This is a genomic window from Basfia succiniciproducens (genome assembly GCF_011455875.1).
Classification (GTDB): domain Bacteria; phylum Pseudomonadota; class Gammaproteobacteria; order Enterobacterales; family Pasteurellaceae; genus Basfia; species Basfia succiniciproducens.
Genome location: NZ_CP015031.1, coordinates 99,692 through 122,848, shown reverse-complemented (window position 1 = coordinate 122,848; position 23,157 = coordinate 99,692). Strand labels below are relative to the sequence as shown.

Here is a 23,157-nt window from a genome sequence, read left to right as displayed (position 1 = left end):
CAAAGGAAACATCATATGCCAATCACAATTCTAGACGGCGGAATGAGCCGTGAATTAATGCGTCGCAACGCACCTTTCCGTCAACCCGAATGGTCCGCCTGCGCCCTTTACGAAGAACCAAGCGCAGTACAGGCGGTACACGAAGATTTTATCGCACACGGCGCAGAGGTGATTACCACCGACAGTTATGCCGTTGTGCCTTTTCATATCGGCGAACAACGGTTTCATACCGACGGCAAAACGCTTGCGGATCTTGCCGGTCGCTTAGCAAAAAGTGCGGTCAAAAATTCCGGAGTTTTAACCACTAAAATTGCCGGCTCTCTGCCGCCGATGTTCGGTTCTTATCGCGCCGATTTAATTCAACCTGAACGTTTTGCCGAAATTGCTCAACCGCTCATCGACGGGCTTTCTCCTTATGTGGATATTTGGCTTTGCGAAACGCAAAGCACCATCATCGAACCGGTTTCTATTAAAGCCTTGTTGCCAAAAGACGATCGCCCGTTTTGGGTTTCCTTTACCTTAACGGATGACGAACTGACCTGCGAACCGCAATTGCGTTCGGGCGAAACGGTAAAAAGTGCGGTAGAAAAAATGGTCGATTTAGGGGTTGACGCTATTCTTTTCAACTGCTGTCAACCTGAAGTGATCGGTGAAGCGCTCGCAGTCACAACGGCGACTCTAACCGCATTAAACGCCACGCACATTCAAACCGGCGCTTATGCAAATGCCTTTGCCCCTCAACCTAAAGATGCAACAGCAAATGACGGTTTAGACGAAGTCCGAAAAGATTTGGATCCGCCCGCTTATTTAGCCTGGGCAAAAAAATGGACGGCACAGGGCGCCTCAATTATCGGCGGCTGTTGCGGTATCGGTGTGGAATATATTGAAACTCTGGCAAAAAATTTAAAATAATTCAATAAAATAAATGGAATAATAAATGTCAAATAAAAAAATCGGACTTCTCTCTCTTACCGCGTTAGTGCTTAGTTCAATGATCGGATCCGGTATTTTCAGCCTGCCGCAAAATATGGCCGCCGTAGCCGGTGCGGAAGCAATTTCTATCGGCTGGCTGATTACCGGGATCGGAATCATCTTCCTCGGTTTATCCTTTTTCTTTATCTCTCGCCTTCGCCCCGAACTGGACGGCGGAATCTATACCTACGCTCGTGAAGGTTTCGGCGATTTGATGGGATTTATGTCCGCTTGGGGATATTGGCTTTGTGCGACAATCGGGATCGTCGGCTATTTAACCGTCGCCTTTGAAGGCTTGGGCGTATTCACCGATTCTGAAAATACCGTTATTTTCGGACAGGGCAATACAGTTGCTTCGTTTATCGGCTCCTCCATTATCGTTTGGTTAGTGCATGCGCTGATTGCCGGCGGGATAAAAGAAGCGGCTTCGGTAAATCTGGTGGCGACTTTTGTAAAAGTTGCTCCTTTAGTACTCTTTATCTTACTTGGTTTTTGGTTCTTTGATACGGATATTTTCAATTCCGACGTAAAAGCAAGTGCACTGAATAACAATATAGGCGATCAGGTTAAAGACACCATGCTTATCACACTTTGGGTCTTCACCGGGGTAGAAGGCGCTTCCGTGCTTTCCGCTCATGCAAAAAAACGGACTGACGTGGGGCTGGCGACGGTTTTAGGTATTCTTATCGCTCTGGCGTTATATGTTGCCATCACCATTCTTGCGCTCGGTATTATCCCCCGCGAAACTATCGCCGAGATGCCGAATCCGTCAATGGGTCCGCTGCTTGACGCCATGATGGGACCGACGGGCAAAGTTATTATCACCGCCTGTCTGATTGTCTCCGTGCTGGCTTCTTATATCAGCTGGACAATGTATTCGGCGGAAATTCCATACCGAGGAGCCCAAAAGGGTGCGTTCCCGAAAATTTTGGATAAATTAAACGAAAACAGTACGCCGATTAATTCGTTATGGTTCACCGGATTTATTGTTCAATTCTGTTTAATTCTGGTATTTGTTTTTGAACAAAGCTATAACACCTTATTGCTTATCTCAACTTCAATGATCCTGATCCCGTATTTCTTAATCGGTGCCTATTTATTTAAATTAGCCATACAAACCAACTCCGCCTGGTATATAAAATTAACCGGCTTTATGGCTTCAATTTACGGTTTATGGATTGTTTACGCCGCCGGCTTACAATATTTGTTGTTATCCGTGGTGCTGTATGTGCCGGGTATTTTGCTCTTTTTATATTCCCATCGCAAATTCTACGGCAAATTTAAATTAAAGGGATTTGAACAAACAATTCTCGCAATGATTTTTATACTTTTCTGCTATGCGGTTTATCGCTTGCCGGAATTGCTTGCCGCCTGATTAACCGACAAAAAAGCCTCAGAAACGAGGCTTTTATCTTCTAAAAACTTTTCCTATTTTAATTCAAAACCGCCAATGCAATGCTCTTAGTGCGGTCAGTTTTTAGCCGATTTTGCCTGTTCAATCCATTCGTCAAATTGCGCCCGGTGAAATTTAATCCAGGCTTCGGCATGGCGTTCAATATCCTGCGATGAATTTTGTCCGTTGCGCATAGCCATATTCTGCGCGCTGATGTCACCGGCCGGAAGCCGCATCACCGCAAACAGTCTGGCCGCATCCGGGTGGGCGTCGGTAAAGGTTTTATTGGCAACGATATGCATGGAACTGACGGTAAAACCGTAATTTTTACCGTTCGCAAGATTGGTATCGGCGACGGTTTTACCCGGATCAGGCCGGTTCGGCACCTGCAGCCACACTACATCTTTGCCCGGAACCAGCACACCGCTAACCCAGTAAGGTGTCCAGGTATAATAAAGAATGGATTTACCGTTTTGATACTGTGCAATGGTGTTAGCAATCAACGCCGCATAATTGCCCTGAGTAACTTCAACCGTCCGGCTTAAGCCGTAACCGTCGATATGTTGACTGACCGTATGTTCGCAACTCCAACCGGGACTACAACCGATCAAATCGGCTTTGCCGTTGCCGTCCGAATCGAACAGTTTGGCAAGTTTGGGATCTTTCAGCTGAGCCAGGTTGGTAATATTGTAGGTTTCAGCGGTTTTTTTATCGATCATATAACCCTGCACCGCGCCTTCAACGAAGGTCCCCTGTCGGTATAATTTCCTATCGCCGCCCGCATTGGCGTATTTGTCCGCCTGTAACGGCAACCAATGCACGGCCATAAAAGTGGCGTCGCCGTTGGCAATGGAGGTGAAAGCCACATTGTAATCCACCTCTTTCGGCGGATTAACCCGATACCCCAGCTCTTCCAGCGCTTTAACCACAATCAACGTCTGGAAGGTTTCTTCCGCTAGGGGGCTCTGCAACGGCTGAATCGCCTTATCGTCCGCCCGGACGGCATTGCTTGCAAATAAGGCAAGAGAAAACAATATCGTTAATTTCATCGGATAAGCCATAGTTTCTCCTTATTTTTTGCGGATAAACAGCCCGGTAATACCGCGTTCATACCAGCGAACCTTATGCTGACTATGCATATTTTCCGCAATTTTCTGGGTCAAGCGATCCAATACAATCGCCATCAGCACGATACCCAATCCGCCGGTCGCGGCTTCCCCCATATCCAACCGGCCGATGCCGCGCAATACCATCTGGCCCAAACCACCCACCGCGATCATGGAGGCGATAACGACCATGGACAAAGACAACATCAGGGTTTGGTTAACCCCCGCCATAATAGACGGCATGGCCAACGGCAACTGAACCTTATACAACAACTGTTTTTTACTTGCGCCGAAGGCCTGCGCCGCTTCAATCAGCGCTTCGGGAACCTGCTGAATGCCCAAAATGGTTAACCGGACAATGGGCGGCAGGGCGAAAATAATGGTCACCACCACCCCCGGAACGTTGCCTATGCCGAACAGCATCACGATCGGGACCAAATAAACAAAGGCCGGCGTGGTCTGCATGGCGTCCAAAACAGGTTTAACGATGGCCGAGGCGCGTGTCGAACGTGCCATCCATATACCGAGCGGCAGTCCGATCAGCAGACAAAAAGACACTGAGGTCAACACTAAGGCAAGCGTGATCATCATTTCGTTCCAGGCCCCCACGGCACCGATAAGTGTAATCGATAACAAGGTAGCCAGCGCCAGTCTGAAATGGGTAAACTGCCAAACCAGCAATGTGAACAGGATAATCATTACCGTCGGCGGCAACACATTAAGCGATGTCTGAAACAGACTGAGGATATAATCAATGGGTGCGCTGATAAACTGAAAAAAGCTTCTTAAATGAGTCACTAACCAGTTGATCAGGCTTTCAACCCAATCTCCGAAGGGGACCAGCGTATGATCAAACGGATACATCCAATTAAAATCTTGCGTCGGCTCCGCGCCCTGCAACCAGGCATAGGCGTTATCCTGCTGCGACGCCTGTAGGGTGGCTTCCCAGGGGTCCGCTGTCCTTATATTTTCTGTCGTCATGCCTCTGTCCCCCTGTTAAGTGTTTGTAATACTTTTACTTTAGTTACCACACCGTAATAATGGCCTTTATCATCCACCACAGGCAGTGGTTCGCGGGTAGTCGCCACATCATTGATAATATCGCTAATCGACTGTTCCGGCGAGAGAGGGGTTATCTCAATAAAACTCTGCGAAAGCGATTGTCGGTTGCTTCTCGCCTGTTGCAGCGAATCCACGGATACCATTCCCTTGTAATAACCGTAACGATCCAGCACAACGGCGAAATCCCGCTCATGCTGTTCCAGCAATTTGAAAGCGACGTGCGGTGTTTCGTCTTCGCTTTTCTGTACGATATTCAGTAAATGACGCTTACTGGCGATGTCCTTGGCGGAAAGTACGTTAGAAACGTTAACCCCTTGAATAAAGGAACGGATATAATCATTGGCGGGATTTTGCAGAATTTCGTCCGGTCTGCCTACCTGAATCACCTGACCGTCCTGCATAATCGCGATGCGGTTGCCGATACGCATGGCCTCATCCAGATCATGGGAAATAAACACGATGGTACGCTCAGAATTTTCCTGTAAACGCAACAACTCGTCCTGCATTTCCGTTCGGATTAAAGGATCCAGCGCGGAAAAAGCCTCGTCCATCAACAGAATCTCGGGATCATTAGCCAACGCCCGCGCCAACCCAACTCGTTGTTGCATACCGCCGGACAATTCGCCCGGATAAACATCCGCGTAGGCTTCCAACCCGACCCGGGCAAGGGTTTCCAATGCCATCCGGCGGCGGTTTTTTGAATTGACGCCGGAAAGTTCCAGCCCGAAAGCGACATTTTCCAGAATAGTCATATGCGGCATCAGGGCAAAAGACTGAAATACCATGCTGATACGCTTGCGACGAACAGCGCGCAATGCTTTCTCCGACATTTCGGCGATATCGTCGTCACCGATAAAAACATGCCCGGCGGAAGGTTCAATCAAACGGTTCAGCAAACGAATAAGCGTGGATTTACCAGAACCGGATAACCCCATAATCACAAAGATTTCACCGGCCATAATGTCCAAAGATACGTTATTTACCGCGACGGTCGAGCCGGTTTCGGCGAAAATCTGCTCTTTGGTTTTACCGTTTTGTAATAATTTAAAAGCGGATTTAGGATGAGACCCGAAGATTTTAGTTAGATTTTTCACAGAGATTTTTACTGACGTCGTCATTATTCACCTCCTGAATATGTTGATTTTTTCGTTCGAATTTTGAACTTCTTTTTTACCCTAACAAATAAAAAAGCCGAGATCAAGCTTTGATCTTCGGCTATAAATCAACATTTTGTATAAAACGGTAGCGATTTTGTTTTAAGTAATAAATATTTTCCCTTATCAAGCAGAAAGTTACGGCAACTTACACAAATGAATCCCTCGGCTCTTTTAAAGGAAAAAAATTACAAGTGCGGTCGTTTTTAGCGCCGTTTTTGCACATAGTTATTTCAACCTGAGCAACGTCAGATTGCCGAAAAATACGGCACCGGTATCAATATACAGGCGATTGCCCAGCTGCATCACCCGTTTCAGCGGAGTATGACCAAATATGAATGCATCCGCGCCCTTGATTTCCGTTTCGTCACGCATTTCAATCCGTCTGCGCTCCCATACTGCCTGTTCCTGCGTCAAAGACCGACCAAAACGGTATTGATCATAAGGATAATCAGCATGAGCGATAACGGTTTTAAACCCCTCATCGTTAAGTTCGATAACCAACGGCAAGCCAGCACAAAATTTAAGTAAATCCAGTACTTCGGCTCGTTCGGTCGGATTTAAAGATAAAACCCAGTCTCCCGCGTTATATAGCCATAGCCGTTGATAATGCTCGTCTTGCCCCAGCAAACCCTCAATAGCCATGCATTCATGGTTGCCTTTCACCGCTTTAAACCAGGAATTACGAATTAACCGCAAACAGGACAGGCTGTGCGGACCGCGATCAATCAGGTCGCCCACAGAAATAACCAGATCCCGGGCGGTATCGAATTTAACCGATTCGAGTTCGCGCATAAATAATTCGTAGCAACCGTGCAAATCGCCGACCGCATAAATATTGGCATAGGCAGAACCGTCGATTTTTTCATAATCCCGTCGAGTCATACCGCCTCCTAACAATTGGTTGCATAAAAGTCCGGTAAACGTCGCAATATTACACTCTGACTATTATTCCCGACAGAACTGCAGAAAATCACATTAGAGCCGATTCATTTTTAATACGCGTCAAGCGGACAATTTCTATTTTACCAAAATGAGAGAAACTCCGCCAAAACCGACCGCACTTTACTAGCCACATTCATTGAGATCTATTTAACTTTTACCGGAGATTTTGAAACGTAACCCACTTAAATTCCATCGGTAATTCCATCGGTGGCCCCAAAAGTGCGGTCGTTTTTTCGCTGTTTTTGCAATAGGTTTAACGAACCAGTTCAACCGCTTCCCGCACCAGACGTCCGATTTCAGCCCAGTTTTTCCCTTTAATCAAGTCTTTATCTACAAACCAAGAACCGCCGCAAGCCACTACATTAGGAATAGCAAGGTAGTCTTTAATATTTGCCGGGCCGATGCCGCCTGTCGGCATGATTTGCAGGTTCGCGTAAGGACCGAGCAGCGCTTTTATCATTTTCACCCCGCCACTGGCTTCCGCCGGGAAAAATTTAACGGCATTAATACCCAGTTCCAACGCCGCTTCAATCGCCGTCGGATTATTAACTCCCGGCGTAATCGGCAACTCTAATTGCTGACACAGCTTGACAATATTCGGGTTGAAGCCCGGCGTGACGATACAATCCGCCCCGGCATTCTTGGCCGCCACCACCTGCGCCGGGGTCAATACCGTGCCGGCGGCAATCAGTACATCGGGAAAATGTTGGCGGGTTAAGCGAATGGCTTCCTCACCCGCCGCCGAGCGAAAAGTGATTTCCGCCACCGGTAAACCGTTTTCCGATAAGGTTTTCACTAACGGAATAATATCCTGCGCCTCCTCTACCGCAATCACCGGTATCACTTTTAATGCGCTGAATTTTTCAATAATCTGTTCGGTTATATAAGCCATAATTTCTTTACCTTTAATTTTAAAAAGGGAATGTTAACGCCCGTTGGTTTAAGCAAATGCATTGCGTAAGTGTTCGGTGGCGGATTTTTCAATAATCGCCCCCTGATGTTGAATCACAATACCCGCTAATTGATTGCCTTGTTTACAGCACTCATCAAGCGGTTTACCCTGCAAATAGCCCACCAGAAAACCGGCGTTAAACGAATCGCCCGCCGAAGTGGTATCCACGACATGTTCGACCGGAATAGTCGGCACAAAGGTTTGCTTGCCCTTTTCACATATGGTTGCACCAAGGCTGCCTTGTTTTACGATGATTTTCGGAATATTAAATGAGGATAAACGCGCAATGGTGACTTGTTCGTCGTTATCCGCCCACAACATGGCTTCGTCATCAAAGGTGACTAATGCCACATCTACCAACGGCAACAAGGCTTTATAACAGTTCTGTGCTTGTTCCCGACTGTCCCAAAGTGCCGGACGGAAGTTGCTATCAAACGCGATTTCCAACCCGGATTTTTTTAACTCGCCGAGCTGTTCAATCAGTAAAGTGCGGTCGTTTTCCGGCAAGATTGCCAGACTTATACCGCTTAGATAAATCATATCCGTATTTTTTAATGCCGATAAAACCCGATTATAATCGGGGTGTTGCAATAAATAACGGGCGGCGGATTGATTACGCCAATATAAAAACGTGCGCTCGCCTTGTTTATCCAATTGAATTAAATACAAACCGGCCGAACGCTTTTCATCCCGCAATACTAGATCCGTATTTATCCCGTCCGCTTGCCAGCGCTCAATCATCCCTTGGCTGAGTTTGTCCGTACCCAGCGCAGACACATAACCGACATTAAGTTTTTCCGGTGAAGCGACCCGTGCCGCATAGGTTGCCGTATTCAGAGTATCGCCGCCGTAAGTCTGACGCATTACACCGAACGGCTCACCGTTGAGCTCTATCATGCATTCACCGATTAGGGTGAGGTTTTTCATAGATTATCCCTCATTTAAAGTAAGCTTTGGCATTATCAAAACAAATATTTTTCACCATATTTCCCAGTAAATTCATATCGTTAGGCGCTTCGCCGTTGACTACCCATCGACCTATCATTTCACAAAGGATCCGACGGAAATATTCATGACGGGTATAGGATAAGAAACTGCGCGAATCCGTCAGCATCCCCACAAACTGGCTAAGTAAGCCAAGTTGTGAAAGTTGCTGTAATTGACGTTCCATACCGTCTTTCTGATCGTTAAACCACCAACCGGAACCGAACTGGATTTTTCCGGCTATACCGCCGGTTTGGAAATTACCAATCATGGTAGCAATCATTTCATTATCGCGGGGATTTAAACAATACAGAATAGTTTTAGGCAATTGGTTGTTTTGATCCATCGCATCCAATAAACGGGAAAGCTGTTCGGCAAAAGTGCGATCGGCAATGGAATCAAAACCGCTGTCCGCACCAAGCAATTTGAACATTCGGGTATTATTGTTGCGCAGAGCGCCGATATGCATTTGCATAACCCAGTTGCGTTTACAGTATTCGGCACCTAACCATACCAAAAGTGCGGTCGAAAATTGGGAAATTTGTAATTCCGTTAAAGGTTGCTCATTACGACGCAATTGCAAAATCCGATCCAGCTCTTTTTCATCGGGAACGGGTGCAAAACGTACGATTTCCATACCCTGATCGGCAGATTTACAACCCCGTTTATCAAAGTGATCCAGACGTTTGGATAAGGCTTTTTTCAATGAATCGAAACCGTTAATTTCCGTATCGGAGACCTGTTCCAACTGCTTGATATAGTCATTGAATTGCGGCAATTCGATTTTTACCGCTTTATCCGGTCGCCAACTCGGCGCCACTTCAATATCAAAATCACGGTCCTCCGCTATAGCTTTATGGTACTCAAGACTGTCTATCGGATCATCCGTCGTACCGGAAAATTTCACATTCATTTGCCGCATGATTCCGCGGGCGGAAAATTCCGGTTGTTGTAATAATTCGTTACATTCTTGCCAGATTTTATCCGCACTTTGCGGATTAAATAAGGTATTGGTAATACCAAAAGGACGACGCAGTTCCAAATGCGTCCAATGGTAAATAGGGTTACCGATACATAAGGGAACGGTTTTGGCCCAGGCCTGATATTTCTCGTAATTTGAGGCGTTTCCTGTAATCAGATTCTCATCAACTCCCGCAGACCGCATAGCTCGCCATTTATAATGGTCACCGGCTAACCAGATTTCAGTCAAATCTTTAAATTGGCGATTCTCCGCAATTTCTTTCGGCGGTAAATGACAGTGATAGTCAAAAATCGGCTGATCTTTTGCGTAATCATAATAGAGCGTACGGGCTACATCATTAGACAGCAAAAAATCCTCATCCATAAATTGTTTCACGGGGAGATCCTCCTTAAACGCCGCTGTAAGCGGAAAAACCGCCGTCAATCGGCAATACGACACCATTAATAAAGCTGGCGTATTCTTCATCCATCAAAAATAAAATACCGCCCATTAATTCCTTCGCTTCACCAAAACGTCCCATCGGGGTGTTAGTCAGAATTTTATGCGCCCGAGCGGTAGGATTACCTTGTTCGTCAAATAATAACGCGCGATTTTGGTTGCTTACCAAAAATCCCGGCGCAATGGCGTTACAACGAATACCTACATGGGAAAAGTGAACGGCAAGCCATTGGGTAAAGTTGCTGATTGCGGCTTTAGCACCGGAATAAGCCGGAATTTTCGTTAACGGCGTATAAGCGTTCATGCTGGAAATATTGATAATATTTGCGGCTTTTTTACCCACCATATCTTTGGCAAATACCTGTGTCGGCAGCAATGTACCTAAATAATTTAAATTAAAAACAAACTCAATACCCGATTTGTCCAAATCGAAGAAGGATTTGGTCGTCGGCGGCAAATCCAGCTCGTGAAATTCATTGTCCGTGGTGGCTTTCGGATTATTACCTCCGGCGCCGTTAATCAAAATATCACAGGTCCCGAAATCGGCTGCAATGGCATCACGGGTTTGTTTGATACTGTCTAATTCCAATACGTTTGTTTTATAAGCTTTTGCGATATAACCTTGGGCATTGATTTCGTCGGCAAATTTTTGGGCGGATTCAAGGTTAATATCGAGTAACGCCACTTTCGCCCCGGTTTTGGCAATCTCTTTTGCAAAATAGGCGCAAAGTACACCGCCGGCTCCTGTAATCACCACTACTTTATCTTTAAAATTATGTTTTTTTGCCAATGTCATTTTATCTTTCTCCATATACCAAAAATTAAAGGGCATGGTTATCATGCCCTAATCGTTCATTATTATCGTGCCGCATCAATTTTTTGCACAATCGGTCCGATAACCGGATCCGCAAGCGCTTTATCATGCATTGGTTTTACCGCATCAACGAACGGTTGTTTATCCACTTTAACGAATTCTACTCCCATCGTATCTTTTGCTTTTTGAATTTCTTCTTCAGTAGCTTTAGCCCAAAGATCTTTATGACTCATCATGGAATTATCCGCCGCCTCTTTCACAATTTTTTGTTGTTCCGGCGTTAATTTACCCCAGGATTTTTCACTGATTAACAGAACATCCGGAATAATCGTGTGTTCATCTTCACTATAAAATTTTGCCACTTCACCGTGACGCATTAAAGTCAAAGCGGTCGGATTATTTTCGGCGGCATCAACAACGCCTTGTTGGAGCGCGGTATAAAGTTCGCCGAATGCCAACGGTGTAGCCGACGCCCCCATTAATTTCATCATTTCCAATGCGCTTGGGCTCGGTTGTACGCGTACTTTCAGTCCTTTTAAATCGGCCGGAGTTTTAATTGGTTTCTTCGCATAAAAACTGCGGGAACCGGCATCATAATAAGTTAAACCGATAAATCCTTTGCCTTTTGTGGAATCCAAGATTTTTCCACCGATTTCAGGATCCCGTAAGACCTTATAATAATGTTCAGAATCTTTAAATAAGTACGGAACGTTAAATGCGCCATATATCGGTTCAAACGCTTCCAGTTCGCTGGCGTTGGATTTCGCCATATCAAGGGAGCCCGACTGAATTAATTCCATTGATTCCCGTTGGTTGCCTAATTGACTGTTAGGGTAAATACGGATAACCACTTCGCCGTCGGTTAATTTTTTAACTTCGTCAGCCATGGCTTGCATAGAAATATGCACCGGGTGGGTTTTGTCATTATTGTGGCTTAATTTCAGCGTCGTTTTCGCCGATACCGAAAAAGACACGGTTGCCGCCAGTAAACCGCTAATTGCTAACGTAAGTACTTTCTTCTTCATAAACATATGTAGGTTCTCCATACAAAGAATGGGTGGGATGTCGATAGTTTTCCTCCTATCATTTGCGGCAAATGGTATACCAAAATAATAATTGGCTCTATATCTTTTATTTAAAACTGTGAATAAGATCACAAAACAGACAAAAACAACAAAAAATAAATATTATTTTTCTATAAAAACAGTATATTGGTTTACCAATTTAAGAATAAATTTCGTAAATAATGATTAATCTTTAAGGAGAAGATTATGACTAAGTTCATTTCTCTGTTAGAGCGCATTTTAGCCGTTTTCTGTGTCGTACTATGTATTGCGCTGGTTATTTCCGTCGTATGGCAGGTTTTTTCACGTTATGTATTGAACGCACCGAGTACCGTCACGGATGAACTCGCTCGCTTCCTGTTTATTTGGGTAGGGCTGGTCGGTGCCGCTTACGGGTTAGGAAAAAAGAAACATCTCGCCATTGATTTATTATTAATGAAACTCGAAGCTTCGCCTAAAAAGTACGCTTTTCTTCAACTCATTATTAATCTAATCAGTATATTTTTTATTACGGTGATCATGTGCTACGGTGGTATGAAACTGGTACTCGATACTATTGCCGCAGGTCAGATCTCTCCCGTTCTGGGTATTCAAATGGGGCTGGTTTATCTTGCTCTACCCGTTAGCGGATTCTTTATGCTTATATTTTCGGCAAGAGATTTATTCGCCGAACTCCGTCAACTTTCAGCGCAAAATTAAAGGAGCCTTATATGGAATGGACAACAATTATCACTTTAGCCGGTAGTTTTTTCTTGTTACTGGCTATTGGTGTACCAATTTCTTTTGCCATTGGCGTGTCATCATTAATTACCATTATGCTGGCAATTCCTTTTGATGCGGCCATTGCGGTAATTTCGCAAAAAATGGCCTCCGGTTTAGACAGTTTCTCGTTGCTTGCTATTCCCTTCTTTATTCTGGCGGGTAATATTATGAACCGAGGCGGTATCGCATTACGTCTTATTGAATTTGCCAAAGTATTGGGCGGACGCTTACCCGGTTCTTTAGCCCATGTAAATGTGTTGGCCAACATGATGTTCGGCTCAATTTCCGGTTCGGCGGTCGCGGCGGCGGCTGCAGTGGGCGGGACAATGGCTCCGCTGCAAAAGAAAGAAGGTTATGATCCGGCATTTTCCGCCGCGGTAAATATTACCTCTTCACCGACAGGCTTATTGATTCCCCCGAGTAATACCTTCATCGTTTACTCTCTGATTTCCGGCGGTACCTCAATCGGCGCATTATTCTTAGCGGGTTACATTCCGGGGATTTTAATGGGTTTAGGGATCATGATCATCGCCTACTTTATTGCGAAGAAAAATAAATATCCCGTTTCACCGAAACCGACCTTTAAAGAAGTGACTCATCGCACTTTAGATGCATTACCGAGTTTAGGACTAGTCGTCGTCATCATCGGCGGTATCATTGCCGGCATTTTTACCGCTACGGAAGCTTCCGCCATTGCCGTTGTTTATACTCTGATTCTTTCCATGGTTATCTATAAGGAAATTTCACTGAAAGAATTACCGCAGATTATCCTTGATGCCATGACCACAACTTCAATTGTATTGTTATTAATCGGCGCATCCATGGGTATGTCCTGGGCGATGGCGAATGCGGATATTCCTTATACCATCAGTGATGCCTTATTAAGCGTTTCGGAAAATCCTATTGTTATTTTATTAATTATCAACTTAACGTTATTAATCGTGGGTACCTTTATGGATATGACTCCCGCATTATTAATTTTCACCCCGATTTTTTTACCAATCGTGACCGAATTAGGTATGGATCCGGTACATTTCGGTATTTTAATGGCATTTAACTTATCAATCGGTATCTGCACGCCGCCTGTGGGTTCAACGCTGTTCGTCGGCTGTTCCGTAGCCGGCGTAAAAATTGATAAAGTCATTAAACCGTTGCTTCCTTTCTATGCAATACTGATTTTAACCCTATTCCTTGTAACATTCCTGCCGCAATTAAGCTTATGGTTGCCACAAACATTACTCGGCTATTGATTAAAAAAGGATATATGTCATGAAAACATTAAAACAGGCTAAGTTTTTAAAACAGGAAGGCAACCGGATTGATATTCAATGCGAACGGGATTATGTTTTGCATCTTTTCGTACTGGAACAGGATATTATCCGGGTTGCGTTCACACGCAAAAATTCCTTCAAATTAGACCGCACTTGGGCCATTTCTCCGAATTGTGAGGATGTGCCTTTTGCAGGAAGAGAACGTTTTTCAACGGAAGGTTTTTCGTTGCCTACTTATCAATTAAACTTTGAGCATGATGTTATTGAAGTTGTCACCGAAAAATTAAAAGTCCGCGTTCACCAACCGCTTACTCTTGAATGGCAATACAATAAAGACGGTAACTGGTTGCCATTAATTCAGGAGCGTAAAACCGGAGCTTACTTATTCGGCATAAATAATAATAAAATTTCCCATTTCATTGAGCGCAGCCTTGACGAAAATTGCTATGGTTTAGGAGAAAAAGCCGGCGACTTAAACCGTAAAGGCCGTCGTTTCGAAATGCGTAATCTCGACGCCATGGGTTACAACGCGGAAAAAACCGATCCGCTTTACAAGCACGTCCCTTTCTATATCACCCGCAAGAATGACGTCAGCTACGGAATTTATTACGATAATCTCGCCCAATGCTGGTTTGATTTAGGCAACGAGCTGGATAACTACCATATCGCTTATAAAAGTTATCGCGCGGAAGACGGGGATATGGACTACTACGTTATTCTCGGCCCAAGCACGTTAGAAGTAACCAAAAAATACACCGCACTTACCGGCGGCACTATTTTTGGTCCTCGCTGGGGACTCGGTTATAGCGGTTCCACTATGAGCTATACGGATGCGGAGGATGCCCAAGAGCAACTTAAAAAATTCGTAGACCTATGTAAAGAACATGATATCCCCTGCGATTCATTCCAACTATCATCGGGTTACACCTCAATTAACGGCAAACGTTACGTATTTAACTGGAACTACGAAAAAATTCCGGAACCGTTGAAAATGTCGGGCTACTTCCGTGATGCGGGAATGCGATTGGCGGCCAATATCAAACCTTGCATGCTGCAAGATCACCCGCGATATAAAGAAGCCCAGGAACTCGGTTTATTTATTAAAGATTCCGAAAGCGAGCTACCCGAGCGTTCCGTATTCTGGGACGATGAAGGCTCGCATTTAGATTTCACCAATCCCGCAACCGTACAATGGTGGAAAGATAATGTTAAAGAACAGCTGTTAGAACGCGGTATCGGTTCAACCTGGAACGATAACAATGAGTTTGAAATTTGGGATGACAACGCAAAATGCGTCGGTTTCGGCAAAGAAACGCCGATAAAACTCATCCGTCCGTTACATCCGCTATTAATGATGAAAGCCTCTTATGAGGCGCAAAAAGAGTTTGCGCCTCATCAGCGTCCGTATCTGATTTCCCGTTCCGGCTGTGCCGGTATGAACCGCTACGTGCAAACCTGGTCGGGGGATAACAGAACCAACTGGACGACCTTACGTTATAACATTCGCATGGGATTAGGTATGAGTTTATCCGGGCTATATAATGTCGGTCATGATGTGGGCGGTTTTTCCGGAGACAAACCGGAACCCGAATTATTCGTTCGCTGGGTTCAAAACGGTATAATGCATCCGCGCTTTACCATCCATTCCTGGAACGATGACAAAACCGTAAATGAGCCTTGGATGTACCCCGCTGTAACCAATATTATTCGTGATACAATTAAATTACGTTATAAGTTGATGCCGTATATTTACAATGCGTTCTGGCAATCTCATCAGGATCTTGAACCTATGTTGCGCCCGACATTCTTAGATCACGAACATGATATGAAGACCTATGAGGAAACCGACGACTACCTATTCGGGAAAGATTTATTAGTGGCTTCGGTAGTGGAAAAAGGTCAACATCAACGCGAAGTTTACTTACCGCAAAATAATGCCGGTTGGTATGATTTCCATGCCCATACTTATTATGAGGCGGGTCAGACCGTGACCGTCGGTGCGCCGCTGGAACGACTTCCGTTATTTGTAAAAGCGGGGGCAATCTTACCGTTATCGGAAAGAACGGCTTATAGTTGTGCAAAACAAGATACTTCTAGAGAATTACTGGTCTTTCCGTTTATTCGGGAAGGCGAGGCCGCATCAACGATTTTTGATGACGATGGCGAAACCTATCGATATCAACATAACGGCTACTTACAATTAACGCTGAAATTAAGTTGTAACAAAGATAGCGTTAATTTAAACATTCAAAAACAAGGGACCTGGACACCTGCTTATAATGCGTTAAAAATTACTTTACCGGAGACCGAAACCAGACCGTTGACTGTTAACGGCAAAGTATTTAAATCCGGTACGGAATTAAGTTTAGGAGATATTAAAGAGAGTTAAAAATGACGGATAATGCAGAATTACGCTCATATAAAAAAATCGGTTCAATCTTAAAACAGGAACTAATTGACGGTCTTTACCAAATAGGTGAAAGATTACCGCCTGAGCGAGATCTCGCAGAAAAAATGAATGTCAGTCGCACAGTGGTTCGTGAGGCTATCATTATGCTTGAATTGGAAAATTTAGTGGAAGTGCGAAAAGGTTCGGGCGTATATGTTATCAATATGCCCCTGACATCGGAAGAAAATCAGGATGACACTTATGAAGACGTCGGACCGTTTGAACTTTTACAGGCAAGACAGTTATTAGAAAGCGGTATTGCGGAATTCGCCGCCATTCAAGCCACTCGTAGCGATATTTTAAGATTGAAAGAAATCCTGAATAAAGAACGAATGACCTTAGCCGAAGACGACAAAGATTATACTGCCGATGAAGAGTTTCATAGTGCGATTGCCGAAATTACACAAAATGAAATTCTGATTAAATTGCAAAAGGAGCTCTGGAAATATCGGACGAAGTCATCCATGTGGCAGGGATTACATGCCCATATTACTGATCAGGAATACCGTAAATCCTGGCTTCAGGATCATCAGAATATTTTAAACGGCATTCAACGAAAAAATCCCGCACTTGCAAAAAAAGCAATGTGGCAGCACTTAGAAAACGTAAAACAAAAGTTATTTGAGTTATCCGACATTGAAGATCCGGATTTTGACGGTTTCCTATTTAGTGTAAATCCGGTTGTTGTCGGACTTTAAATAAACATACCCTAATTAAATAAGGAGTTTTTATGGAACAAACATGGCGTTGGTACGGACCGAATGATCCCGTCTCTTTAGCCGATATTCGTCAGGCGGGTGCAACCGGCATTGTGAATGCCCTTCACCATATTCCGAACGGTCAAGTCTGGTCGGTTGAAGAAATTGAAAAACGTAAGGCAATTATCGAGGCTGCCGGGCTAACCTGGTCGGTAGTTGAAAGTGTGCCGGTTCACGAAGAAATTAAAACCCAAACGGGCAATTACAAAACCTGGATTGAAAATTATAAACAAACCTTACGCAATCTTGCTCAATGCGGCATTGATACCGTTTGTTACAACTTTATGCCGGTGCTGGACTGGACCCGTACCGATCTTGCCTATGAACTGCCGGACGGTTCAAAAGCGTTACGTTTTGATCAAATTGCTTTTGCCGCATTCGAACTGCATATTTTAAAACGTCCCGGTGCGGAACAAACTTATACTGCAGAAGAACAAAAACAAGCCAAAGCCTATTTTGATAAAATGTCGGATGCGGATATTAGACAATTAACTAGTAATATTATCGCCGGTTTACCCGGTGCGGAAGAAGGTTACACCTTAGAGGAATTCCAAGGCCAACTGGATCGCTATAAAGATATTTCGCCGGAAAAATTCCGTACCCACTTGGCATATTTCTTAAACGAAATCATTCCTGTGGCACAGGAAGTGGGTATTAAAATGGCGGTTCACCCCGATGATCCTCCGCGTCCGATTTTAGGTTTACCGCGTATCGTTTCCACCATTGAAGATATGCAATGGTACGTGGACACTTGCGATTTACCGGCTAACGGTTTCACTATGTGTACCGGTTCTTACGGCGTTCGGGCGGACAATGATTTAGTCAAAATGACCGAGAAATTCGGTGATCGCATTTATTTTGCGCATTTACGTTCAACCTGCCGTGAAGATAATCCGTTGACCTTCCATGAAGCGGCGCATTTGCAGGGTGATGTAGACATGTTTAATGTGGTAAAAGCTTTATTAACGGAAGAATATCGCCGCAAAGCTAGCGGTGAAACCCGCTTAATCCCGATGCGCCCGGATCACGGCCATCAAATGCTTGACGACTTGAAGAAGAAAACCAATCCCGGCTATTCGGCAATCGGCCGTTTAAAAGGTTTAGCCGAATTCCGCGGTTTGGAAATGGCATTGAAAAAAGTCTTTTTTGAAAAATAACCCGTTAAAAACACTAGGCCGCACAATAAAAGTGCGGTCGGTTTTTTCGAAATTTTTTAAGGTGCCTTATGCTACAAAAATATCGCGGGGAAATAATCCTTTTCATCGTTTCGCTTATCGCCGCTTCAGGCTGGTTTTTTTCAAAATTTTCAATGACGGAATTTCCCGCCTTAGGATTTATCGGATTACGTTTTTTCCTGGCTGCAATCTTCTTCTTCCCCCTTGCTTATCCGCAATTGAAACAACTCGATAAACCGCAGCTGATTAAATCAGCCCTGGCCGGATTATGTTATGCGGTGTATATCATGTTATGGATGTTAGGATTGATTAACAGCGCCCACTTTGGCGAGGGCGCCTTTCTGGTCAGCCTGTCGATGTTGATTGCGCCGTTACTATCCTGGTTGATATTCGGACATCTTCCCTATAAATCATTCTGGCTCGCATTACCCGCCGCATTTACCGGCCTCTATTTACTTTCGTCGGGAAAAGGCGGTCTACATTTTTCTTTCGGCAGTTTAATATTTCTGATTTCCTCGCTAGTAGCCGCCCTCTATTTTGTTCTCAACAATCAATATGCCAGAGACATCCCCGTCCTTTCCTTCACTACGATTCAGTTATTTATTGTGGGTACATGCTGCGGAACCCTTTCGATTCTATTTGAACAATGGCCTACATCCATTTCGATGACTGCTTGGGGATGGTTTCTGTGCAGTCTCGTTATCGCCACCAATCTTCGTATGCTGCTACAAACCTACGGACAAAAATACTGCCATGTCGCCACGGCGGCAATTATTATGATCCTTGAACCGGTATGGACGCTATTTTTCAGCATACTCATACTGGACGAACGACTCACCCTTCACAAAGCTTTCGGCTGCCTGTCTATTCTTGCCGCCATAATGATTTATCGATTACCGGCAATATTAAGAAATCAAGCGTCAGCAAACAAAGAATAGCTGCTTGCCGGCAAAACTATGCTAAAATTCACCGCACTTTTTAGAGAGAGGAATTTTAAATGGCTTGGGTACAAATCAGATTAAACAGCACAAATGAAAAAGCGGAAACGATTAGTGATTATTTAGAGGAAATCGGTTCTGTGTCCGTAACCTTTATGGACAGCCAAGACACGCCTATTTTCGAGCCTTTACCGGGTGAAACCCGTCTGTGGGGAAATACCGATGTGATTGCGCTTTTTGATGCGGAAACCGATATGCAGCAGATTGTCCGTTTATTGCGACAGGAAGGACATCTTGATGAAAATACCGCCTATAAAATCGAACAAATTGAAGATAAAGATTGGGAACGGGAATGGATGGATAATTTTCACCCGATGCAATTCGGCAAGCGTTTATGGATTTGTCCGAGCTGGCGCGAAGTGCCGGATCCGAATGCGGTAAATGTGATGCTTGACCCGGGTCTTGCTTTCGGGACGGGTACGCATCCGACTACGGCGCTTTGTTTAGAATGGTTAGACGGTTTAGATCTTGCGGGAAAAACTGTGATCGATTTCGGCTGCGGATCAGGTATTTTAGCCATCGCCGCCCTTAAATTAGGTGCCAAAGAAGCTATCGGTATCGATATCGATCCTCAAGCGATTCTGGCAAGCCGTAATAATGCGGAACAAAACGGCGTTGCGGATCGCCTGAAACTTTATCTTTCCGAAGATAAACCCGCCAATATGAAAGCGGAAGTTGTGGTTGCCAATATTCTTGCCGGACCGCTGAAAGAACTGTATCCGGTAATCAGCGAATTAGTGAAAGAAAAGGGCAATCTCGGGCTGTCCGGCATTCTTGCCACACAAGCGGAATCGGTTTGCGAAGCCTATCAGGCTAAATTTGACCTCGACGCGGTAGTTGAGCGCGAAGAATGGTGTCGTATTACAGGAAAACTAAAATAATTTCAATCCTAAAAGAGCTAATTTTTTATAAATTTGTATAAAAAATATGCTTTTCAAACGGGGTAAAAATGCGTATTATAGCACCCCTTGCCGTATACAGGGCGAGGAAGGGTGTTATCTACTTTAAGGGGAATAGAAAAGGTGCGAATTGGTTCTTATCAACTGAAAAATCGCATTTTGCTGGCTCCGATGGCAGGTATTACCGACCAACCGTTTCGAAAATTATGTGCGGCCTATGGTGCCGGACTTACGTTTTCAGAAATGATGTCAACTAATCCGCAAGTTTGGCATACGGAAAAATCCCGTTTACGCTTGGCTCATCACCAAGCTGCAGGAATTAATGCAGTTCAGATTGCAGGTTCTGATCCGAAAGAAATAGCGAAAGCAGCACAAATTAATGTGGATTACGGCGCCGAAATTATTGATATTAATATGGGATGCCCGGCCAAGAAAGTAAACCGTAAAATGGCAGGTTCCGCCCTATTGCAATATCCCGATTTAGTGCGTCAAATTCTTGAACATGTTGTTAACGCAGTTAGTGTCCCGGTGACGTTAAAAATACGGACGGGTTGGAATAAAGAACATCGAAACTGTGTTGAAATCGCAAAAATAGCAGAACAAAGCGGTATTCAGGCATTAACTATTCATGGACGTACTCGTGAATGCTTATTTGAGGGGAATGCCGAATACGACAATATTAAAGCGGTAAAACAACAGGTATCAATTCCTGTTATTGCAAACGGAGATATAACATCAGCGGAAAAAGCTAAATCCGTACTTGAATATACGGGGGCGGATGCGGTAATGATTGGACGTGGAGCGTTAGGTAATCCCTGGTTATTTAAATCGGTGGAGAGCCTAGTTGAAACAGGTTCAATAGTTTTTGAACCAAGTCTGGACGAAAAGTGCGGTGTAATTTTGCAACATATTCAATCGCTTCATCAATTTTACGGTGAAGAAAAAGGATATCGCATTGCACGCAAACACGTCGCTTGGTATTTGCAAGGAATTCAACCTAGTTCCAATTTTAAACAGACTTTTAATGCAATAACAGAACCACAAGAACAGTTAATTGCATTGGAAGAGTTTTTTAATTCAATTCGCAATGGATAAACAACAATGTTAGAGCAACAACGTAGTCCTTCTGATGCATTAACAGTATCAGTATTAAATTCTCAATCTCAAGTGACTAATAAACCACTTCGTGACTCAGTAAAACAGGCGTTAAGAAACTATTTATCACAATTAGATGGTCAAGACGTGAATGATCTTTATGAATTAGTATTAGCTGAAGTTGAACATCCAATGCTAGACATGATTATGCAATATACGCGCGGCAACCAAACTCGCGCGGCAACTATGTTAGGTATCAACCGCGGTACATTACGTAAAAAATTAAAAAAATACGGTATGGGTTAGTCCTTCACAACAGTTCTAAATTTTAAACGAAAGCCTCTGTTAAAGAGGCTTTTTTGTTGTAAATAAGTCGTTTTTATTATGATTCCTTAAAGCGTCACACCACTTTTGAAAATAGCCAGTTCGCGGAATTCGTTGATTTCATTTTTCGTCGGTTTGCCATTTACAATTTCAACCACTAAATTAATAAAATCTTTTAATAATTCCTGCATGCCCATATCATAAACCAAACGTCCGGCATCAAAGTCGATCCAATGTTTTTTCTTCAGAGCGAGCTCACTGTTAGTGGCAATTTTCATGGTCGGGACAAAACCGCCGTAAGGCGTGCCGCGACCGGTGGAAAACAATACCATATGACAACCCGCTCCGGCTAAAGCGCTGGTTGCAACAGCATCATTACCGGGCGCACTTAATAAATTCAAACCTTGAATTGTTAACCGCTCGCCATATTTCAACACATCAACCACTTGGCTATGCCCTGCTTTTTGCGTACAACCAAGGGATTTGTCTTCCAGCGTAGTGATTCCTCCGGCTTTGTTTCCCGGGGATGGGTTTTCATAAATAGGTTGGTTATGTTCAATGAAATATTTTTTGAAATCATTCACCATGTCCACCGTTTTTTGGAACGTCTCTTCGTCTTTACAATGACTCATCAGAATACGTTCCGCCCCGAACATTTCCGGTACTTCGGTAAGCACGGTCGTACCGCCGTGACTAATCAAATAATCGGAAAAATGTCCTAACATCGGGTTTGCCGTAATACCGGAAAAACCGTCCGAACCGCCACATTCCAAACCGAATTTGACTTCGCTTAATTTGCCTGTTTCGCGACGGTCTTGACGCATTTCCCGATAAAGCTGTTGTAGCAACTCAACACCCTGCTCACCCTCATCATCATAATGTTGTGAAATCATAAATTTCACCCGGTTTTCATCATATTCGCCTAAGCTTTCTTTGAATGCACCGACCTGATTATTCTCACAACCTAAACCAATCACTAATACCGCGCCCGCATTAGGGTGTTTCACCATATTTTGCAGCATAGTTTTGGTATTTTCATGATCATCGCCTAATTGAGAGCAACCGTAACTGTGATTAAAAGTGAATATGCCGTCAATATCGTTTAAATCGTTAAGTTGCATAAAACGTTTTTTAATCAAGTTAGCAATACCCACTACGCAACCCACCGTCGGCACAATCCAAAGCTCATTACGGATGCCGATATCGCCGTTTTTACGGCGATAAATCTGCACTTCCCGATCCGGCATTTGTTCGGAAAGTGCGGTCAATTCCGGCAAATATTTGTAATCGTTAATGTCTTTCAGATTGGTTTTTACATTATGCGTATGGATATGTTCGCCCGGTTCAATATGACGTAATGCATGACCAATCGGATAACCGTATTTAACGACATCCTGATTTTTAGCCACAGCGGTCAAAGCGAACTTGTGTCCCCGTCCGATATTCTCTTTTAATTCGATTTGTTGCCCGTCAACATCTAATAATGTGCAGGAGGCTAAATCCTGTAACGCGACCGCTACATTATCTTGCCGGTGAATTTTGATAAACTGCTTCATATCA

At 44.2% G+C, this 23,157-nt stretch carries 21 protein-coding genes; 11 read left to right on the top strand and 10 right to left on the bottom strand.

The genetic code is table 11. From position 1 onward, the window contains the following. Positions 1–15: 15 nt before the first annotated feature. Together A4G13_RS00630 and A4G13_RS00625 are read left to right on the top strand one after the other, a co-directional pair. Complete coding sequence (locus A4G13_RS00630) at positions 16–912, top strand: homocysteine S-methyltransferase family protein (protein ID WP_090654273.1); 897 nt, start codon at positions 16–18, stop codon at positions 910–912. Between the two features lie 25 nt (positions 913–937). Further along, positions 938–2,347, top strand: coding sequence for a basic amino acid/polyamine antiporter (locus A4G13_RS00625; RefSeq protein WP_090654271.1), 1,410 nt, complete (start codon positions 938–940; stop codon positions 2,345–2,347). A 95-nt stretch (positions 2,348–2,442) separates the two neighbouring features. Here the strand turns inward: A4G13_RS00625 and proX are convergent, their stop codons facing one another. The 9 genes from proX to A4G13_RS00580 all read right to left on the bottom strand — a co-directional run bounded on the left by proX (position 2,443) and on the right by A4G13_RS00580 (position 11,833). Beyond that, complete coding sequence (gene proX, locus A4G13_RS00620) at positions 2,443–3,426, bottom strand: glycine betaine/L-proline ABC transporter substrate-binding protein ProX (RefSeq protein ID WP_207945319.1); 984 nt, start codon at positions 3,424–3,426, stop codon at positions 2,443–2,445. Positions 3,427–3,435: 9 nt separating this feature from the next. After that, a complete protein-coding gene (gene proW / locus A4G13_RS00615; protein WP_090654269.1) occupies positions 3,436–4,452 on the bottom strand; it encodes a glycine betaine/L-proline ABC transporter permease ProW in 1,017 nt (338 codons plus the stop codon). After that, entirely contained in the window at positions 4,449–5,651 is a 1,203-nt protein-coding gene (proV, locus tag A4G13_RS00610; protein ID WP_090654267.1) for a glycine betaine/L-proline ABC transporter ATP-binding protein ProV, read from the bottom strand. The genes proW and proV overlap by 4 nt, the downstream gene beginning before the upstream one ends. 264 nt (positions 5,652–5,915) lie before the next feature. Then, positions 5,916–6,572 carry a metallophosphoesterase gene (locus A4G13_RS00605; RefSeq protein WP_090654266.1) on the bottom strand — a complete coding sequence of 219 codons (657 nt, stop codon included), beginning with the start codon at positions 6,570–6,572 and terminating at the stop codon, positions 5,916–5,918. A 313-nt stretch (positions 6,573–6,885) separates the two neighbouring features. Continuing rightward, positions 6,886–7,524 (bottom strand): bifunctional 4-hydroxy-2-oxoglutarate aldolase/2-dehydro-3-deoxy-phosphogluconate aldolase, encoded by a 639-nt coding sequence (locus tag A4G13_RS00600; RefSeq protein WP_090654264.1) that lies wholly within the window; start codon positions 7,522–7,524, stop codon positions 6,886–6,888. Between the two features lie 48 nt (positions 7,525–7,572). Further along, on the bottom strand, positions 7,573–8,511 hold the full coding sequence (locus A4G13_RS00595; RefSeq protein WP_090654262.1) for a sugar kinase: 939 nt from the start codon (positions 8,509–8,511) through the stop codon (positions 7,573–7,575). Between the two features lie 10 nt (positions 8,512–8,521). Beyond that, on the bottom strand, positions 8,522–9,925 hold the full coding sequence (uxaC, locus tag A4G13_RS00590; RefSeq protein ID WP_011199723.1) for a glucuronate isomerase: 1,404 nt from the start codon (positions 9,923–9,925) through the stop codon (positions 8,522–8,524). A gap of 13 nt (positions 9,926–9,938) precedes the next feature. Beyond that, entirely contained in the window at positions 9,939–10,784 is an 846-nt protein-coding gene (locus A4G13_RS00585; protein WP_090654260.1) for an SDR family oxidoreductase, read from the bottom strand. A 62-nt stretch (positions 10,785–10,846) separates the two neighbouring features. Next, entirely contained in the window at positions 10,847–11,833 is a 987-nt protein-coding gene (locus A4G13_RS00580; RefSeq protein WP_041639555.1) for a TRAP transporter substrate-binding protein, read from the bottom strand. 240 nt (positions 11,834–12,073) lie between these two features. Here A4G13_RS00580 and A4G13_RS00575 point away from each other — a divergent pair, with 240 nt between their 5' ends. The 9 genes from A4G13_RS00575 to fis all read left to right on the top strand — a co-directional run bounded on the left by A4G13_RS00575 (position 12,074) and on the right by fis (position 21,579). Next, a complete protein-coding gene (locus tag A4G13_RS00575; RefSeq protein ID WP_011199720.1) occupies positions 12,074–12,565 on the top strand; it encodes a TRAP transporter small permease in 492 nt (163 codons plus the stop codon). A gap of 11 nt (positions 12,566–12,576) precedes the next feature. After that, positions 12,577–13,878, top strand: coding sequence for a TRAP transporter large permease (locus tag A4G13_RS00570; RefSeq protein ID WP_011199719.1), 1,302 nt, complete (start codon positions 12,577–12,579; stop codon positions 13,876–13,878). A 19-nt stretch (positions 13,879–13,897) separates the two neighbouring features. Continuing rightward, positions 13,898–16,288 carry a glycoside hydrolase family 31 protein gene (locus tag A4G13_RS00565; protein ID WP_090654258.1) on the top strand — a complete coding sequence of 797 codons (2,391 nt, stop codon included), beginning with the start codon at positions 13,898–13,900 and terminating at the stop codon, positions 16,286–16,288. 2 nt (positions 16,289–16,290) lie between these two features. Beyond that, complete coding sequence (locus tag A4G13_RS00560) at positions 16,291–17,046, top strand: FCD domain-containing protein (RefSeq protein ID WP_011199717.1); 756 nt, start codon at positions 16,291–16,293, stop codon at positions 17,044–17,046. A 32-nt stretch (positions 17,047–17,078) separates the two neighbouring features. After that, positions 17,079–18,263, top strand: a complete 1,185-nt coding sequence (gene uxuA / locus A4G13_RS00555) for a mannonate dehydratase (protein ID WP_090654256.1) — start codon at positions 17,079–17,081, stop codon at positions 18,261–18,263. A gap of 68 nt (positions 18,264–18,331) precedes the next feature. Then, the gene (locus A4G13_RS00550) at positions 18,332–19,219 is read left to right on the top strand and encodes a DMT family transporter (protein WP_090654255.1); all 888 of its coding nucleotides are present in this window, start codon (positions 18,332–18,334) and stop codon (positions 19,217–19,219) included. A 59-nt stretch (positions 19,220–19,278) separates the two neighbouring features. Beyond that, on the top strand, positions 19,279–20,160 hold the full coding sequence (gene prmA / locus A4G13_RS00545; RefSeq protein WP_011199712.1) for a 50S ribosomal protein L11 methyltransferase: 882 nt from the start codon (positions 19,279–19,281) through the stop codon (positions 20,158–20,160). A gap of 141 nt (positions 20,161–20,301) precedes the next feature. Then, positions 20,302–21,273 carry a tRNA dihydrouridine synthase DusB gene (gene dusB, locus A4G13_RS00540; RefSeq protein WP_090654253.1) on the top strand — a complete coding sequence of 324 codons (972 nt, stop codon included), beginning with the start codon at positions 20,302–20,304 and terminating at the stop codon, positions 21,271–21,273. Between the two features lie 6 nt (positions 21,274–21,279). After that, positions 21,280–21,579 carry a DNA-binding transcriptional regulator Fis gene (gene fis, locus A4G13_RS00535; RefSeq protein WP_011199710.1) on the top strand — a complete coding sequence of 100 codons (300 nt, stop codon included), beginning with the start codon at positions 21,280–21,282 and terminating at the stop codon, positions 21,577–21,579. An 86-nt stretch (positions 21,580–21,665) separates the two neighbouring features. On the opposite strand, the gene A4G13_RS00530 is transcribed toward fis, so the two are convergent. After that, entirely contained in the window at positions 21,666–23,153 is a 1,488-nt protein-coding gene (locus A4G13_RS00530) for a UxaA family hydrolase (RefSeq protein ID WP_090654251.1), read from the bottom strand. Positions 23,154–23,157: the final 4 nt, after the last annotated feature.

Coding starts and splice junctions, on each gene's coding strand:
- A4G13_RS00630 (WP_090654273.1), top strand. CDS start 16: ATGCCAATCACAATTCTAGACGGCGGAATGAGCCGTGAATTAATGCGT.
- A4G13_RS00625 (WP_090654271.1), top strand. CDS start 938: ATGTCAAATAAAAAAATCGGACTTCTCTCTCTTACCGCGTTAGTGCTT.
- proX (WP_207945319.1), bottom strand. CDS start 3,426: ATGGCTTATCCGATGAAATTAACGATATTGTTTTCTCTTGCCTTATTT.
- proW (WP_090654269.1), bottom strand. CDS start 4,452: ATGACGACAGAAAATATAAGGACAGCGGACCCCTGGGAAGCCACCCTA.
- proV (WP_090654267.1), bottom strand. CDS start 5,651: ATGACGACGTCAGTAAAAATCTCTGTGAAAAATCTAACTAAAATCTTC.
- A4G13_RS00605 (WP_090654266.1), bottom strand. CDS start 6,572: ATGACTCGACGGGATTATGAAAAAATCGACGGTTCTGCCTATGCCAAT.
- A4G13_RS00600 (WP_090654264.1), bottom strand. CDS start 7,524: ATGGCTTATATAACCGAACAGATTATTGAAAAATTCAGCGCATTAAAA.
- A4G13_RS00595 (WP_090654262.1), bottom strand. CDS start 8,511: ATGAAAAACCTCACCCTAATCGGTGAATGCATGATAGAGCTCAACGGT.
- A4G13_RS00585 (WP_090654260.1), bottom strand. CDS start 10,784: ATGACATTGGCAAAAAAACATAATTTTAAAGATAAAGTAGTGGTGATT.
- A4G13_RS00580 (WP_041639555.1), bottom strand. CDS start 11,833: ATGTTTATGAAGAAGAAAGTACTTACGTTAGCAATTAGCGGTTTACTG.
- A4G13_RS00575 (WP_011199720.1), top strand. CDS start 12,074: ATGACTAAGTTCATTTCTCTGTTAGAGCGCATTTTAGCCGTTTTCTGT.
- A4G13_RS00570 (WP_011199719.1), top strand. CDS start 12,577: ATGGAATGGACAACAATTATCACTTTAGCCGGTAGTTTTTTCTTGTTA.
- A4G13_RS00565 (WP_090654258.1), top strand. CDS start 13,898: ATGAAAACATTAAAACAGGCTAAGTTTTTAAAACAGGAAGGCAACCGG.
- A4G13_RS00560 (WP_011199717.1), top strand. CDS start 16,291: ATGACGGATAATGCAGAATTACGCTCATATAAAAAAATCGGTTCAATC.
- uxuA (WP_090654256.1), top strand. CDS start 17,079: ATGGAACAAACATGGCGTTGGTACGGACCGAATGATCCCGTCTCTTTA.
- A4G13_RS00550 (WP_090654255.1), top strand. CDS start 18,332: ATGCTACAAAAATATCGCGGGGAAATAATCCTTTTCATCGTTTCGCTT.
- prmA (WP_011199712.1), top strand. CDS start 19,279: ATGGCTTGGGTACAAATCAGATTAAACAGCACAAATGAAAAAGCGGAA.
- fis (WP_011199710.1), top strand. CDS start 21,280: ATGTTAGAGCAACAACGTAGTCCTTCTGATGCATTAACAGTATCAGTA.
- A4G13_RS00530 (WP_090654251.1), bottom strand. CDS start 23,153: ATGAAGCAGTTTATCAAAATTCACCGGCAAGATAATGTAGCGGTCGCG.